17 protein-coding genes are annotated in these 15,991 nt (G+C 52.2%); 8 read left to right on the top strand and 9 right to left on the bottom strand.

What is annotated here, in order from left to right; genetic code table 11:
- The first annotated feature begins 565 nt into the window (after positions 1-565).
- From AB1611_10595 to AB1611_10570, 6 genes are all read left to right on the top strand, one after another.
- Positions 566-1,855: a tetratricopeptide repeat protein gene (locus AB1611_10595; protein ID MEW6380038.1), complete on the top strand. Its 1,290-nt coding sequence runs from the start codon at positions 566-568 to the stop codon at positions 1,853-1,855.
- Complete coding sequence (locus AB1611_10590) at positions 1,852-2,214, top strand: DUF1232 domain-containing protein (protein ID MEW6380037.1); 363 nt, start codon at positions 1,852-1,854, stop codon at positions 2,212-2,214. The genes AB1611_10595 and AB1611_10590 overlap by 4 nt, the downstream gene beginning before the upstream one ends.
- A gap of 31 nt (positions 2,215-2,245) precedes the next feature.
- Positions 2,246-3,169 carry a patatin-like phospholipase family protein gene (locus AB1611_10585; protein MEW6380036.1) on the top strand — a complete coding sequence of 308 codons (924 nt, stop codon included), beginning with the start codon at positions 2,246-2,248 and terminating at the stop codon, positions 3,167-3,169.
- Between the two features lie 18 nt (positions 3,170-3,187).
- The gene (locus tag AB1611_10580) at positions 3,188-4,585 is read left to right on the top strand and encodes a sigma 54-interacting transcriptional regulator (GenBank protein MEW6380035.1); all 1,398 of its coding nucleotides are present in this window, start codon (positions 3,188-3,190) and stop codon (positions 4,583-4,585) included.
- A gap of 200 nt (positions 4,586-4,785) precedes the next feature.
- Positions 4,786-5,148, top strand: coding sequence for a NifB/NifX family molybdenum-iron cluster-binding protein (locus AB1611_10575; GenBank protein MEW6380034.1), 363 nt, complete (start codon positions 4,786-4,788; stop codon positions 5,146-5,148).
- A 104-nt stretch (positions 5,149-5,252) separates the two neighbouring features.
- Positions 5,253-5,432, top strand: a complete 180-nt coding sequence (locus AB1611_10570) for a hypothetical protein (protein MEW6380033.1) — start codon at positions 5,253-5,255, stop codon at positions 5,430-5,432.
- Between the two features lie 7 nt (positions 5,433-5,439).
- On the opposite strand, the gene AB1611_10565 is transcribed toward AB1611_10570, so the two are convergent.
- The 6 genes from AB1611_10565 to AB1611_10540 form a co-directional block, all read right to left on the bottom strand.
- Positions 5,440-5,589 (bottom strand): hypothetical protein, encoded by a 150-nt coding sequence (locus AB1611_10565; protein ID MEW6380032.1) that lies wholly within the window; start codon positions 5,587-5,589, stop codon positions 5,440-5,442.
- Positions 5,590-5,625: 36 nt separating this feature from the next.
- Complete coding sequence (locus AB1611_10560; protein MEW6380031.1) at positions 5,626-7,257, bottom strand: FAD-dependent oxidoreductase; 1,632 nt, start codon at positions 7,255-7,257, stop codon at positions 5,626-5,628.
- A gap of 419 nt (positions 7,258-7,676) precedes the next feature.
- On the bottom strand, positions 7,677-8,252 hold the full coding sequence (locus tag AB1611_10555) for an FAD-dependent oxidoreductase (GenBank protein ID MEW6380030.1): 576 nt from the start codon (positions 8,250-8,252) through the stop codon (positions 7,677-7,679).
- Positions 8,253-8,276: 24 nt separating this feature from the next.
- Positions 8,277-9,443, bottom strand: coding sequence for a polysaccharide pyruvyl transferase family protein (locus AB1611_10550; protein MEW6380029.1), 1,167 nt, complete (start codon positions 9,441-9,443; stop codon positions 8,277-8,279).
- An 806-nt stretch (positions 9,444-10,249) separates the two neighbouring features.
- Positions 10,250-10,678 (bottom strand): hypothetical protein, encoded by a 429-nt coding sequence (locus tag AB1611_10545; GenBank protein ID MEW6380028.1) that lies wholly within the window; start codon positions 10,676-10,678, stop codon positions 10,250-10,252.
- Between the two features lie 28 nt (positions 10,679-10,706).
- Positions 10,707-11,012 (bottom strand): hypothetical protein, encoded by a 306-nt coding sequence (locus tag AB1611_10540; protein ID MEW6380027.1) that lies wholly within the window; start codon positions 11,010-11,012, stop codon positions 10,707-10,709.
- Positions 11,013-11,342: 330 nt separating this feature from the next.
- Here AB1611_10540 and AB1611_10535 point away from each other — a divergent pair, with 330 nt between their 5' ends.
- Together AB1611_10535 and AB1611_10530 are read left to right on the top strand one after the other, a co-directional pair.
- Positions 11,343-11,789 carry a hypothetical protein gene (locus AB1611_10535; GenBank protein MEW6380026.1) on the top strand — a complete coding sequence of 149 codons (447 nt, stop codon included), beginning with the start codon at positions 11,343-11,345 and terminating at the stop codon, positions 11,787-11,789.
- Positions 11,776-11,979, top strand: coding sequence for a hypothetical protein (locus AB1611_10530; protein MEW6380025.1), 204 nt, complete (start codon positions 11,776-11,778; stop codon positions 11,977-11,979). The genes AB1611_10535 and AB1611_10530 overlap by 14 nt, the downstream gene beginning before the upstream one ends.
- Positions 11,980-12,145: 166 nt before the next feature.
- Here the strand turns inward: AB1611_10530 and AB1611_10525 are convergent, their stop codons facing one another.
- From AB1611_10525 to AB1611_10515, 3 genes are read right to left on the bottom strand one after another with little or no spacing between them, the layout of a single operon-like run.
- Positions 12,146-13,867 (bottom strand): phospholipid carrier-dependent glycosyltransferase, encoded by a 1,722-nt coding sequence (locus AB1611_10525; GenBank protein MEW6380024.1) that lies wholly within the window; start codon positions 13,865-13,867, stop codon positions 12,146-12,148.
- A 42-nt stretch (positions 13,868-13,909) separates the two neighbouring features.
- A complete protein-coding gene (locus AB1611_10520; protein MEW6380023.1) occupies positions 13,910-14,854 on the bottom strand; it encodes a glycosyltransferase family 2 protein in 945 nt (314 codons plus the stop codon).
- A 39-nt stretch (positions 14,855-14,893) separates the two neighbouring features.
- On the bottom strand, positions 14,894-15,991 hold the full coding sequence (locus tag AB1611_10515; protein MEW6380022.1) for a glycosyltransferase family 9 protein: 1,098 nt from the start codon (positions 15,989-15,991) through the stop codon (positions 14,894-14,896).

Here is a 15,991-nt window from a genome sequence, read left to right as displayed (position 1 = left end):
TTACACATTACCTTACCAAATCTCTTCGGCCAAATCAACCCTATTATTACTATTTCAATGAGCAATTACTCAAGAAAGACAAAGACAGAGGCAAAGGCAAAGACATAAGGACACCATAGAGACACAGAGAGCGGCAGGTTCGCTATGGATACTATTCGGTCAAACGCAAATTGGAGCTCTCATTTATCAGGTATCCGGTGGGGCTACAGGGCATGGGAGGATATGGGGTCCGGTAGGTACAAGCCCCACCCTCCATTCAAGGTGTTCGGTGGGATACAAACCCAGAGGTGTTGAGCTATTGCTCTTCTTGACCTTAAATGTAGAATGGAGGGTGGGGCTTGTGTCTACCAAATATCTTAGGTACTTCCAGGCTCTTGCCCCACCCAATACCTCTCACAAGCCTCCAATCCCGTCATTCCAGCGGAGGCGGGAATGACAGAGAATGAATCCGGTGGCTGACATAATGGCCAACATATTTATACTACGAACGGGTGAATATTGAACTTTTTGCTGATCCCGACTCCTCCTCTTGACTTTTTTCCGGTGATACTCTATAGTTCATCCTATGAACCAGATCGTTGGCAAGTTCCCGTTTCTTGGCCAGAATAGCATCTATTCTCAAGCCCTCGGGCATTATGAGCAGGGAAATTTCGAACAGGCTATCGAGGGATTCAGCAGAATCATTTCCCAGCCTAAAAAAGCAGGTATTTTCCATACCTTTTCTCTCTTTTATCTGAAGGAATCCTATCTGCACCTGGGGTTTGCATACGAGCACCTGGGGATGTACGACAAGGCAGTGGAGCATTTGGCTGCTGCCGCGCGGATCAGCGGCAACTACGCGGACATTCACTACCATCTGGGACAGTGCTTGTGCTCTCTTGGGGAATTTGACCGGGCGGAACAGGAGCTTCGCAGGGCGCTGGAAATCAATCCCCGCTATACGGCGGCTATTTCCCTTCTGGGATTTACCTATGTTAAGCTCCGCCGCCTGAACGAGGCCGCGGAATGCTACCGGAAAGCCCTGGAAATTAATCCCCGCTATGCTGATTTCTACTACCTGCTTGGTTCGATTCATGGTCTTGCCCACCGGTTCAATGCAGCCATGAAGGAATTCCAGAAGGCGCTCGAAGTTAATCCTCATTACCGGGAAGCCAGGATAAAAATGGCCCTTATCGAGGAATGCTCCCTGTCTGACCGGGGCGGCGAGCTTCGGAAGACCGACTGCAATCAGAAATTACTCGAAGAATTTTCAAGGGTTTTTGCCGCTCCACCAATTGATGTCTCTCGGCCTCTTCTTGGCCCGTCGGTTCAACTGACTGAAGGCGACGACATTATCTCCAATACCATCCTGTTTTACGAAAAGGCCGTACTGGTAAATCCAAACTATGCAGACCTTCACTATCAGCTTGGGATGTATTACGCTAAAAAGGGTCTCCATCAGCGGGCTATCGAAACCTTTCTCAAATCTCTCAAGATCAATCCCGGCTATGTCCAGGCGATGATCAGCCTGGCCCTGACTTACCTGAAAGCGGGAGAGATCGATCAGAGTATCAGTATGATACTCAAGGCAATTGCTGCTCAGCCTCATTATCCGGACCTTCATTACTATCTGGGGACTCTCTATGCCGAGAAGGGAAATATGCCGGATGCTGTGGGAGAGTTTGAAAAGGCGCTGGCCATCAATCCCGATTACCCGGAATGCCGGGCTGCCTTGGCCATGGCCTATGAGAAGCAGGGCAAAAAAGAGCAGGCTGCTCTCCACTGGAATCTTTATCTCAAAGGCCATATACATACTGAAGGAGAAGAGGAGATGCAGCGTTACATAGGCCGTAACCTTGCCGGAGCAGGGGAGTGATCATATGGGGAGAGGAGCAAAAATTGCTGGAAAATCCCTTTGGTTTACAACTGCTTAATCCCTTGCACCTCTTCCGGCTTCTCTGGCATCTGCCGGATTTTCTCAAGCTCTTTTACCGCCTGTTTCTGGATAGCCGGGTCCCTGTGTATCTGAAATTATTCCTGGCAGGGATTTTCCTGTATATCATCAGCCCTATCGATTTGATACCGGGTTTTCTCATACCCGTGATCGGGGGGATTGATGACATTATTGTACTGATCCTTGGCTTACGAATGTTTTTGTCCTGGTCGCCGCCAGAGGCAGTGCGGGAGCAGGTAGCCCGCATTGACCGGGAAAAGCGGCTCAAAAACCAGAAATAAACAAGCAAACCGCTGGCTCGAAAAGCGATCGATGGCTATGAAAATTGCATTGGCCCTGGGAGGTGGAGCTGCACGGGGGCTGGCCCATATCGGGGTTCTCAAGGTGCTGGAAGAGGAGAGGTTCCAATTCGACCTGCTTGTCGGTACCAGCATCGGTGCCATTATCGGCGGGCTCTATGCTCTGGACCCGAGGGCTGACAGTCTTGAGAAGAGAGTTTTGGAGTATCTCGAGAGCGAGCCGTTTAAAAAACTCCGGATAGATTCTTTTATCAGGGAGGGTGCAGAGGAGAGCGGGAACAAGCCCAGGAAATGGCTGCTGCCTGTCATCCCCACCGGCTTACTGGAAAAGGGTATTTTCTTCAGCCGGTCATTGACCAGGCTGTCGTTTATTTCTCCCGACGTTGTCCGGGAGAACAGCTCGTATCTTTTTGGTGAGGCCAGGTTTCAGGAGAGCCGTATACCCCTCTATCTGGTAGCCACGGATATCGAATCAGGCACGGAAATCATTTTAAGTCAGGGGCTTATCCGGGAAGCTGTCGCCGCCTCCTGTGCCATACCGTCAATCCTGCCGCCGGTCTGCATTGGCGGGAGAACCCTGGTTGACGGGGGCTGCATCAGTCTGGTTCCCATCCATGCGTCCCGCCAGTTGGGAGCTGATCTGGTCATAGCCTGCAACGTGGGCAAGAGCCGGTTGAAGCCCCTGCATTCTTTGAAGAGCGGGCTCGACGTGGTCATGCGCTCCTATGATATCACCCTGTTTTCCCTGCGGAATAACCAACTGCGGGAGGCTGATGTGCTGATCTGCCCAAGAGTGGGAGAGTTTAACTGGGCTGATTTTTCCCGGGCCAGAGAATGTATCCAGGAAGGAGAGAAGGCCGCCCGCCAGGCTATCCGTGAGATCAGGAAAAAAAAGCTGTGGAAGCGGATCCGCCGCCTTTTTCTTTTCAGCCCTTGATGAAGGATAGTACATGCCATGAGAAAGCTGCATGAAAAGAGCAAAATAACGATACAACAGAGTACTTCCAACCCGACTGAAATCATCCTGGAGAGTATTTCCGACGGGGTATTTACCGTGGACAGTAGCTGGCGGATTACCTCCTTCAACCGTGCCGCGGAGGAAATCATGGGGATTGACCGCGAGGAAGCCATCGGCAGGCTGTGCTCGGAGGTCTTTCGCTCCAGCATGTGCGAAGTGGATTGTGCCCTGCGATGCACCCTGGAAACGGGAATTCCGATCATCAACAGGTCCGCCTTTATCGTTGATGCCGGAGGAAGGCGCATTCCCATCAGTCTGTCTACGGCTCTTTTGCGAAACGAAAGGGGGCAGGTAATCGGTGGTGCGGAAACCTTCCGTGACCTGAGCCTGGTCGAGGAGCTTCGCAAAGAACTGGAAGGCCGCTTCCAGGCGGGTGACCTGGTGAGCCGCAGCACCTCGATGCGCAGGATATTCGATGTCCTGCCCCAGGTGTCGGCAAGTGACAGTACCGTCCTCATTCAGGGAGAGACAGGGTCCGGCAAGGAGCTTCTGGCCCGCACGCTGCACAATCTCAGCCCCCGGCGCAATAACCCCTTCGTGGCCATCAATTGCGGTGCGCTGCCCGATACCCTTCTGGAATCGGAGCTCTTTGGCTACAAGGCAGGTGCTTTCACCGGAGCGGATAAAGATAAACCAGGCCGTTTTGCCCTGGCCGAAGGGGGGACGCTCTTTCTGGATGAAATCGCCGAGGTGAGTCAGGCTTTGCAGATCCGGCTGCTGCGGGTATTGCAGGAAAGAGTCTATGAACCCCTCGGTGGTACGGCATCCGTAAAAGCCAATGTCCGGGTGATCGCCGCCACCAACCGCAACCTTGCCGCACAGGTCAAGAAAGGTGCTTTCCGGCAGGATCTGTACTATCGGATCAACGTGGTCAGGATGGATCTTCCTCCCTTGCGAAAACGCAAAGAGGATATCCCTCTTCTGGTGGAGCATTTCGTATCGCGATTCAACCGCACGCAGGGTAAATCCATCCCCGGCGTCAGCCCGCAGGTAATGGCCTTTCTTATGGCCCACGACTATCCCGGCAATATCCGCGAACTGGAAAATATCATCGAATATGCCTTTGTTCTCTGCGATCAGGACCGGATCGAGCTCTGCCATCTCCCGGATGAATTCATCGCCCGCGATCCCCTGCCTTCCAGTGCGGGCGAAATAACTACCGCTATCCGGACGGTCGAAGCCCAGGCAATCCGGGAAGCTCTCCAGCGAAACCGCTTTAACCGTCTGGCGGCAGCGCGTGAGCTGGGTATGCACAAGAGCACCCTGTTTCGCAAGATCAAGGCGCTCGGCATTATCCTTCCTGAAAAAGATGGACGCCATCGCTTCGAGCAGTAGCACAGTAGCAGAGAAGCAACTTCATTCGTGCATAGGGTCGCATCCCTGCGACTGAAAAGACAGCGCATGATGCCTTACCAGTCAGTAAAAAACTTGTGAACCATTTGTAATTGCTTTACTTACCTGCCTCGTTTTGTATTCTCCTCAAGCTGGCACATCAGATGCTTACTCTTCGGAAGTGATACTGGAGAGAATGCACCATGAGAACAGCCCTGGCAATCTGGAATGGAAGGGTTTCGCCGGTTTTCGATGTATCCCGGCAGATCCTTATTTTGGACATCGAGAATGGAACCGTTATCGCCAGAAACAGGCAGGTACTGGATGACAATGATCCGCTTCGAAGGGCAGGCAGATTGGCTGACATGAAAGTGGAAACGCTGCTCTGCGGAGCCATTTCCCGATGTCTGTCCAACTTACTGGCAGCATACGGCATCCGGATAATACCGTTCATCGCCGGCGAAGCCGAGGATGTCATTTCGGCCTATCTTGCAGGTAATCTACCCAATCCGGCAATGGCTATGCCAGGCTGCCTGAGAAGGTGCAGGAGATTGCAGGGCAGGTAATAATAAGAAACAGTAAAGTGAAGAATTGAGCTTCAGTACATAGAAAATACCAGGTTATGCCATCGGAACCCCTCGGAATTCCTCGATAGGGAGGAACAACAGGCATGAGAACAGACACCGGAAGCAGTAAGCCACAACTCCCAGGTGCGGGACCATCGAGGATTTCCGGGGGGATCAAGAAACTTGTTGACTTACAGCGGCTCAGAAGAAACAGGCAGGACCCCTTTGGGCCGGTGGTCTCGCCTTCTCCATCCCCAGCACAGCTTGGCCCCTCGGTTTCATAATCGGGGGTCAGGCTGCAATTTCCCGGGAGCGCCACCATACTCCCTGATGGGAGATGCCGGGAGAGGGACAATAGCCTAACCCCTCTCTCCCGGCATTTCTCCCCCATTCGGAACTATTCAGGGACAGAGCGCCCATCTGTTTCGATCTGAACCACAAAGTTTCCATCCTGAGAATGTGAGGCTCCATTGCTTATTACCATTTATCTGCGTCAACGTCTGGCTCAACAAGAATATCATCTGCCTCAACTTTTCTGATATCACCGTCGAGCGGGTATATCTCTTTTTCGCTGCCTACCAGGCATATCTCTTTCCCCCCGGACTCCAGAGCGTTCTCTTCACCGGTTCTCACCTGAGGCTTCTCATTAATCTCCTCATGTATCATCACATCGCCCACCACAGCGTCGCTCTCCAGTCCAGCACCCAGATTGGCTCCCTGGAGGATAAGCTCATCCTGCACGACCCAGGTGGGGATGTCCCGTACAGCCCTGCCTGCACGGGCGGCGATGGCAGCGCACACCCCGGCTGCCTGGCCGGTGGCTATGGCAATGGGCATGACCCGGTAGGAGGAGTGCGCCTCATGCGTCCCGGAGATACATCGCCCGGCAACCAGGAGGTTTTCCGTTCCCCGGGGAATAAGGCAGCGCAGCGGGATATCGTATGCCTCGCCGGGGGGAAGCTGCTTCAAGGTGGTTCCAGCCCCGTCCGGATTATGGATATCGATCGGGTAGGAGCCCCGGGCAATGACATCGTCAAACTTTCGTGCTGTCAGAATATCGTCGATCGTCAGTTGATATTCTCCCATGATTCTGCGAGTTTCCCGCACGCCAATTGTAGATCCGCTCTGGGCGATGTGAGCCTTTTCAAATCCGGGAACATAACGGCGCAGAAAAGCGGCGATCTGGCCCATCTGCCGTCGGCCTTCGGATTCCGCATAGGTCAGATCCCAGACATTCGTACCCAGCACTTTGATTACCCGCGTGCTGTTGACGCTCACCTCACGCCGGTGAGGGGTGGCAAAGAACAGGACATCTTCCCGTTCCAGCTCAAGGTCTTCGGCCTCAGTCGCATCCTGCACCAGATCCCGTAACCCGTGAACACCATGCCATTGATCCGGATGCCGTCTCACATAGCCCTCGAATTCATTTTTGTTGAATTCACCCATGGTAAACATCAGGGTCATGGGCTGCACCGATCCATCAACAGCGCGCCCGATCTGAAAGGGTGCTCCCGCCTTTTCGGCAATATCCCCATCACCGGTGCAGTCTACAACAGTCTTGGCCTTGATGGCTAGCGGACCGGATTTCGTCTCGAAAACAACACCTTCCAGCTTGCCTTCGCCGATAACGCCGGTGGCCAGTGAGTGAAGCAGAAACTGTACCCCGGCCTCATCGAGTAATTCGAGGGTGACCAGTTTCAATACTTCCGGGTCAAACGGTACGACAAAACCGGTTTCGGGAGAGGGAGGAATGGCTCCACCCCGCTCGACCATCCGGTTTACCAGCGTTTTGAGAACCCCCTCGATAACTGGTTCTCCTCCGCCATGATCTGTTGGAAGGAGGGTGGTCGATCCGGGCTGCTCCGCTCGCGGCCGACGAGTATAATAGGACATGAAAATCGTGACCAGAGCAGCGGTGGCACTGCCGCCGAGAAAGCCGTATCGCTCTGCCAGAACCACTTTAACCCCGGACATGGCTGCCCCAAGGGCAGCACCAATCCCGGCAGGTCCACCGCCAACTATCAGGACATCGGTTTCAGCGGCAACCCTGGCTCGCCGGGGTGGCAAAGGGATGGTATCGGAACTTTCAGGGCTTGGAAGAGCAGGCATTTTTCTTTCTCCTTATGAAAATTCTCTTCTTTGGTACAGTGTTTCAGATCCTTGAGAAAGGCCAGCTCTGGCCGGTCTTTCAGATAACAATCAAACCATTATACCACTTTTCCTATGTTAACAGAAACAAAAATTATGTAATTTTTCTGCTTGATTGGGTTGAATAAGATGTGATCTCGCCTATTTTTTGGGGTGTATTCAAGATTCGGTGCCTCCTCGCAGACGTCTTGTTCGAAGACAGTAAACTCGGCCCTGATCCTGCGTGACTCACGAATGGAGGGGAATTTGGCCAGTCCGTCATCCGTGCCGAGCACTTCCCTGCACGTTCCCCGGTCTCTGATGCGTCGATGAAGTACTTTGCCCAGACCACTATCCACCGCCCTTCCCGCTGGTTGAAAAGCCGAACTGCCCGGACCCGGTCATGATCCACATCGGCGCTTCGTCGGGGTGGTGTTCGGAAGCAGCACCAGCAGGCCGTCTCTGACTGCCGGGGCCAGCATTTCCTGAAGTACGGCCAGGGCCACTTTGGGTTCAAAGCACAGTTTCGAGACCAGACAGTCACCGGGATTAAAATACCTGCAGGCCATCGTCTCAGGTGTCAGCGGGTAATGTTTGCGGTAATAGTCACGGATCCGGGTGCGGAATTCGGCGTATGATCGGGTGCGGCCAAAAGATTCGATCCAGGGGTGATCATCCAGGGCCGATACTCCCTGCTGGGTGGCCTGTCCGCCGATCCAGTCGGTCGGCTCGGCCATGACCACGCGAAATCCCCGGCGCGTCGCCGCCAGAGCTGCAGCGCACCCGCCCAGCCCGCCTCCGGCGATAAACATATCGGCAGTTACCTCATTTCCGACCCCCTCGGGTTTGCATGCCCTGGCGATCAGCATTGGGAACCCGGACCCAACCGCCAGGAAACCGCACAGTTTAAGAAAATCCCTGCGGTTGCAGGAAAACGCATACACCATACCCTCCGATCCGGCGGGGAAATCTGCCATATGCCTCTCTTTCGAAATAAAACCTTATATCGTCTCATAGCTGCCCTTCAGCAAATTGACAACGATATCGTTTGGTTCCCGGGCAAGCTTCTGAAGCCAGGGAAGGGCACGCTGTATCCGGTCCTGGAGGTAAGTCCGCCTGTCCCATGAGTGATCTATGTAGGCAATCAACATACCGGGGTTGACAAAGTGGGTCGGCGGAGTCTCCAGGTCCAGAGCTTCAAGAAATCCCATTACTTTGGAGGCATAGGGCAGGGCTACAAAAGGTACACCCTGAAGCGCAGCAAAAATCAGAAAATGAAGACGCATGCCGACAGCAAATTTTAAATGCCCTACCAGGGTGAGCAATTGCCTGCTGGTATACTCACCCTTCAGTACCCGTGCCCTGTGCACTCTCGCCATCCTCGAGAGAACGGCGTGCGATTGCTGCATGTCCAGCATCTTGCGCTCCATCGGAATAAAGAGTATGTCGGCATCAAAGCGGTCAACCATGAAATCAGCCGCATTGGCCAAAAGGGCATGATAGTGCTCCTCGTCCATACCCGGTGCAGCCGCACCACGCTCGCGGACTGACATGCCTACCAGGCACTTGACATTGTCCATATATTCATGCTCCAGGGTTTTTTCCGGCAAAGGCTCAGGTCGGAGGAGGAGGGCAGGATCTGCGGCTACAATAATCTCCTTGCTTACCCCGATATCCTCCAGTATCTTGGCCGCATCCCGCTCCCGCACGGTAACCACGGCTGCCCGATTCAGACAGTCTCTGACCATTTTCTGAGTATCCCGGTCGTGAAGAGGGCCGGCACCTACGGCATAAACCATGACCGGCACCTGGTTCTCAAGGGCCAGATTTACCTGGGTGCAGAATATCTTGGCCTCAGTGTCAAAAAGTATCCCCCCTCCGCCGAGGATCAACAGGTCAAGCCTCTTCATCTCCGGCAGCAGTTCGATGCGCTTGAGCTTGCGTACCGCAATCGCACGCTCGACCTTATGACGCCGCAGGGTATCTTCCGCATCCCGGGAAAATACCGTAATCTCAACCGGCAGGGATTCCCGCAATTGGGTTATCATGCTTTCCAGGATCGCCTCATCACCCATATTGAGCCCTCCGTAGGAGCCCAGAATGCCGACACGGTAAACATCCTTTACTGTATTATTAACTGTATCATTATTATTCACTGTATCATTCACCGGGTTATCCCCCTCAATGCTGTTCTATTGGTAGACCGCATCTCCCCGCGGGTGATATTGTCGCTTATCTGTACTGAACACATCCATCAGTCGCAGATCGGAATCCGAGCGAACGTGACAATTATCAATTACTTAACCTTTTTCACTGACTTGTCGGATAAATACGACTTAATCAATGGCAGCAATTCTAACCTTGAAATTTAATTGAATAGGAATCATATTTTACTTAAGCATAAATATCCAAGGTAATCTCATTTCCCTTTTACCGATGAGAAAGGTGATAACAGCCATTACCCTCACCCATCCTCCCCTGCCATAGGGGCTCTTTACCTCAAGGGGGAGGAGTCAAGGGGGGATGAGTGACGGTCAGCACACATCAATAGTTACCTAATTGATAGAATCTCATAGAAAATCCATCAATCAAGTTTGGAAACCGGCACCATATCGTCCGGTGGTAAAACGAGTCAAAATATTCAGTGAGCCTACAATGTCGGCCTGTTCTGAGTACCCACACCTGTAGACACTTGAAATTTTCTCCGACTCGATTACCCCGCTCAGTATGGGAACATGCGGGGCATGTCCGACTGATTTTACAGGGATTGACCGACCGGAAGAAAACACGGTTTTCCTCACAGCGCATCTGCAATATACTCAGCAACTCCCGATAATTCCAGTTACTGAGCGTCTTAATGAATCCTGTTTTTCCCTTGCATATTCAACTAATGTCTTCATCTTTTCTCCAATAGAATAAATCGAAATAAATTCGATTGGATTCCATTAAATAAGTCAATTAATTTGATACACGGTCAGCACCACCGGCTTTTCCTCATCCCTGATGTCAGGGTTATTGTAGTCATAAGCCGTTGATGTCGGCGTCGATACCTTGAGCGGGTATTTGGCCTGGAGCCGGTAGGTAATGGATATCGGCTTGCCATATCTTCTCCAGATAAATCGAAGCCCCCGGTTGAACACTCGAAGGTAAGGAGCCGCTGATAGCCCTGATTGATATACTGGCGGGCAGTCATCTCGATTTCCGGAGTCACCTGCTTTGTGCTCATCAGGTAGTCGAGAGCAAGAACATTCGGCCAGGTCACTGCCGTAGTCTGGCCGAAGCAGCCATACGAGACCTGGAAGAGTTTGTCCAGGCCCTCCACGACCTGACTGAACAGGCAGGGATAGACCTTGACCGTAATCCTGCTGGCATCGTCAATAGCCTCAGCCGGAATATGGACCACTTGGGTGGCCTCATCTTTCTTCAGTCGTTCACTGAAACTGACCTGGGTCTTCTGTCCGTCGGGCAGAACCTCGATCCTGCGGATGGACCGGGTCAGCAGGATCGGCGCAACCCAGAACCATCGGCCCTCCGGGGCCAGGCAGGCAGATATACCCCTCCTCCACCCTGAGATCATCGAGCCCCGAAGACAGGTCAACGGACCACACAAGGACCGGATCTGACGGCAGGGTCAGATCTATGGCCGCAAGGCCCCAGGTTGACCTTTCCCTGTCTTCATAGGCAATATAGACCCTTGGCCCTTCAGCAGCAGGCAGCGTACACCCACAGGCCGCCACGATGTACCTGCTGCCTGCCAGGGGATAACAAGCAATTCCTCTGGAGGAACATAGCCTTTTTGCCTTGACAGGAGAGGTTCGTTTAGGTGATACTTGAGTGAGTAAGGTCTCCTTTTACACTATTCTGTATTAAATCACTAGGTGATAGCCATCACACCATTGTGATAGTACAAAGCAACAGTAGGGTGGGGCTAAAATGCCTCATCACTGCCATGAGGGAAAAAGCAATCCTGGCATGAGGGGAAAGGCCCACCCTAACATGGGGCTGATCACTTTAAGAGGTGTGTCATCTTACCAATATGAGCGAATAAATTAACAGTAAGAGAAAAAATGATTCCAAAGTTTAATAAAGATGGTAATCTACCAAAAGGAATTCATAAAGCGACCTTGGATGAAGTAAAGGAAATCTTTGGTGCAGGCTCAGCGAGGAGAAAATGGCTGATCAAAAATCTTGAAAAAATAATCAATCTTGCAAATTATACTGATAAATTAGAGCGAGTGTTTGTGTGGGGTAGTTTCGTTTCAAATAAGGAATTGCCCCAAGACATAGATCTGCTGCTCATTATGAAAGAAGATTTTATTGCCGACGAGGTTTCCTCTGAAGCAAAAAAGATATTTGATTATGTACAGGGAAGAATCGCATTCAATGCCGATATTTTTTGGAGCAAGTCTTCAATTGGTGAGGAGATGATTGATCTATGGCTGGAGACCTACCAAATGACCCGTGATTTTGAACCACGTGGGATAGTGGAGGTGATAACTCATGATAAAGAATGATGAACAATTAAGGAAAGCAAAAGAAGCTGTTAGGAATTTAGAGACTATTTTGGAAAAGGCGAGGAAAGTACACACCTCATCTGAATATAAGGCCCTATCAGAGCCTCTATTGATAGAGTTACAGCAGCGGGAGAGTGAGATAATCCAGTATCTGAGCACCGCGGAATCAGAAATGGTTATGCAGCAATAACTTGACAATGTTACATTACCCATTGACTTGTTTAAAATTATGAATTTTACGCGAAGGAGAGTAAGCGCTTTTCTCCCTCGCCCGTGATGATCAAGGCAATCTGAGTAAGTTAACATTGTCAAGATAATTGTAGCCGGATAATCCACAGTGCAGTCCCTTCATGCTCCTACCCCCCGATCCTGAACACCTTGATTGTCGGGCCGGGTCGGTCGGTAAGATTGGCCGGGAATTCCCTGACTAATTGCCCCTGTTCTCCGAGCGACTGATAAAACGCCCGGTAATGAGTGACAATGGAGGGGAATTCTTTCAGTGCTTCCAGGGTAAAGTAGCGGTCATCGAAGTAGCTTGAAGTGACAAAGTAATTGATCCTGTTGGCCTGCAGGGCCTCGACACTCAGGACCCTTTCATTGACCACATTCCGGTTATAGAAGAAAAATTTGAACTTCTCCGGCGAGATTTTGGGATAGTACATGCTCGGCATCAGGATACTGCTGCCTGCCGGAAGGTTTTCATCCATCCACTGCTGGGCAAAGACACGGTTATCGGTATGGGACAGGAGATAATCGCAGCGCACGGTGCGCACCAGGGTCGAACCGGCTGCCAGGATAGCCAGGAGGGGAATAATAACCACTTGCTTTTTCTGGTCCGGGAACTTTTCCCCTGCGGCAACCAGCACCCTGCTGGACAAAAGGGCGTAGATCGGCAGAAACCAGTAAAAGTGCCGCACGGTTCTCAGTTGCCCCGGCCTGGCCAGAAGAGCGTAAAAAACGAGGGACGACACGCTCAGGATCAGGTCCGCATTTCCCTTTTTGAGCTTTTGGAGCACTCCCTGGCGCAGGGCAAAGAAAATTCCCAGAAGGGTCAGCAGGAGGAGAGGAATACCCATCGAGCCTGCCAGGGAATTCTGTGCAAACGGCTCGTTGTAGGTGGGATTTTGAGAAAAAAGGTAATCGAAGTATCCCTGCTGGACATCTCCCGGTTTTCCTCCGATGCTGTACTGCCCTTTTTGTTCTCCGCAAGCCCGTTCGATGAATTGGTCGTGGCGATAGAGAAAGCTCGGCGTGCCAAGGATAAACCCCAGCAGGATGAAGACCAGGCCCAGAGCGAGGCATTGCAGCAGGTAGCCGCTCTGCTTTCTGGCATTTGCCAGATCGACCAGGAATGCCATTCCCAGGGGCAGGATTAAAAACAGGGGCAGGTACTTGGTAGATGTTCCCAGGCCGATGAAAAGACCTGCCAGAAGGTAATTTTTCATCCTTCCCCCGCTGCTTCCTCTTTTCCTGTCTTCCCCGTCACCTCCGTGTCGGGCGATTTTCAAAATGTAGAGCCAGGCCCAGGTAGCCATGGCAGCCATCGTGGCATCGGTCATCGGGTATTTTGCATCTTTAACATGGAGGAAGGTAACGGCAAGGAAAAAGGCGCTCAGCAGGGCTATCCTGCGGTCCTTATAGGCAGCCATGGCTGCCAGGTAGAGGAGCAGGATGGTCAGGGTGGCGGCTGCGGCGCTGGTCAGTCGGGCCAGCAGGAAGAAGATGTGTTCCCTGCTCTGATCCTGGTAGAGAACATCCACTGCCTCCTTCAGGCTGGCAGGATGGTTGTGAGACTTTATCTGGAGACCCTTGCCGAATCCATAGACAATATATTCCAGGGCCAGCAGGTTGATATAGAAGGTCGGATACTGATAAAATCCGGGATCGAGACTCGGTTTTCCGGTCAGAAAGCTCTGGGCGATTCTCTTGGCCGGGTGTACGGTTTTGGTGGCATCGACGTAAAAGTATTCAGGCAATCCGAATTGAATGCCCCACAGCCGCAGGGCAAGCCCCAGAAGAAGGATCGCGGCCAATATCACGATTGCCGCCCGGGGGGGCCTGTCATCTGGTTTGTGCATATCAAGTCTTTGCTGATTACTGTGCTCATTTGGCAGCATGGTTTATTTTTGCATCCTCTTTAACACAAAGTTGATTTCATTGAACCGGCGGTTCAGGGTATGAACGATGAAGCCGGCGATAAAGAAAAGAATGCCGAGAATTACCATTCCGGTGGCCAGGATGGCCGAGGGGAGATAGCGGATGAGGCCGGTCTGAAGGTATTCCCGGATGACCCGGAATCCGGGGATGAGCGCGCCGGTAATGAGAAGCAGACTGAGGACGGGGAAAAAAATCATTGGCCGCAAATCCCTGGTAAACATGAGAATAGTCATGAGTATCCGGTATCCGTCCTTGAAGGGCTTGACCTTGGACCTTCCCCCTTCCGGCCTCGCCCGGTAGGTTACCGGCACTTCCAGAATGCGAAATCCCCGCATCAGGGCCTGGATGGTCAGTTCGGTTTCAATTTCAAAGCCGGTGGAAAAGATCGGGACGTTTTTTACAAACTCCCGGGTGAATACCCGGTAGCCGGACAGAATATCGGACAGGTCGGTATGAAAGCAGAGGTTCAGGATCTTGAGCAATACCCGGTTGCCGATGCTGTGGAGAAGCTCCAATGATTCCTTGGTGTAATTATCAAGCCGCGTGCCGACTGCCATGTCCGCCTGCTCATCCTGGACCAGAGCCATCAGTTTTCCGACTTCCTCAGCCGGATAGGTATCATCGCCATCGACCAGGACATAATAGTCAGCATCGATCTTATCAAAGATTGCCCGGACAACGTTGCCCTTTCCCCTCCTCGTTTCCCGGATGACACGGGCCCCGCTCTCTTTGGCAATGAGTACGGTCTTATCGGTGGAGTCATTATCAAAGACAATAATCTGTGCCCCCGGCAGGGCAGCCTGAAAGTCCCTGATGACTTTACCGATGGAAGCCTCCTCGTTGAAGCAGGGGATGGTCACTGCAATGCGGGGATGGCTCGGTGTCTGCGTATTGTCACGATCATTCATAGCTGAAGTTTCCTCATACCACAACTCTGCAAGATGCCCTTATTGCTGATTTTTCAGAAATTCCAGCATCTTTTTGGCAACCTTCCATACCTCATCCACCGAAAGCTCTCTGAGGCACGCATAATTCAGGCTGCATTTTTTGGAATACAGATATCTTGTCCGGCATTTTGGCTTGCAGGGTAATTCTTTCACGACATAGGCATCGTTTTTGCCCATTGGCCGGGTGCAGGTGTCATCCGTCGGACCAAAAATGGCCAGGATTCTCGTGCCCAGGGCAAAGGCCATGTTCATGACCCCCGAATCATTGCAGATCAAAAGCTCACAGCGGCTGATCAGAGCCAGGGTCTCCTCAAGGCCGCAGCTTCCGGCGACAATGGGGGGGCCGGTTTTCATCCGCCGGGCAATCCTCCGGGCCAGCCCCTCTTCTTCCGGTCCGCCGAGCACCACAACCTGAAAAGGAAACTCCTGCCGAATCCTGTCTGTCAGCAGGGCAAATTTCTCTTCACCCCACCGCTTGAATGGCTGGTTCCCCCCTGATCCGGCATGAATGCCGATCAGCGGCCGTGCGGGATTTATACCGAGCGGTTGCAGGATTTGATCGGACCGGTCGCTGGGGATATCTCCCTGTCCATATCCATGCATATATACCAGCTTTTGAGGATCTTCCGGATACGGTTCCTGATCGCCGGTCACGGCCTGGACCATGTCCAGATTATACTCGATGCGGTGTTTGCCGTGCCGGTAGGGGATGTGCCTGTTGTTCAGGAAATCGAGAGATCGCACTGCATTGCCGGTTTTGTAGACCCAGCGTTCCCTGGCCCCAATAGCCAGGGTTGAAAGGTTATTGAGCGCAGTCATGGCCGGAAAGACGGTCAGGCTCAGGTCATATTTCTGTTTTCGCATGCTCACGTAGAACCGAAAGTTTTCCTTGAGTGTGGCCCTTTGCGGGTCAAAAACGATGACCTTGTCAATCCAGGGATTTCCCTGAATCACCTGTTCCGCTTCCTTTTTCTTCACCAGGAGAGAAATTTCTTCCTCAGGAAACCTTTTCCGCAAAAGGGGCAGGGCCGGAGTAAACAGGATCAGGTCTCCAATGCCGGATAAGGAGATAATCAGAATTTTTTTCACCTGGGCCAT

The sequence above is a fragment of the bacterium genome (genome assembly GCA_040755755.1).
Taxonomy (GTDB): domain Bacteria; phylum SZUA-182; class SZUA-182; order DTGQ01; family DTGQ01; genus DTGQ01.
The sequence above is the reverse complement of the archived record's forward strand: the minus strand, read 5'-3'. Positions and strand labels throughout refer to the sequence as shown.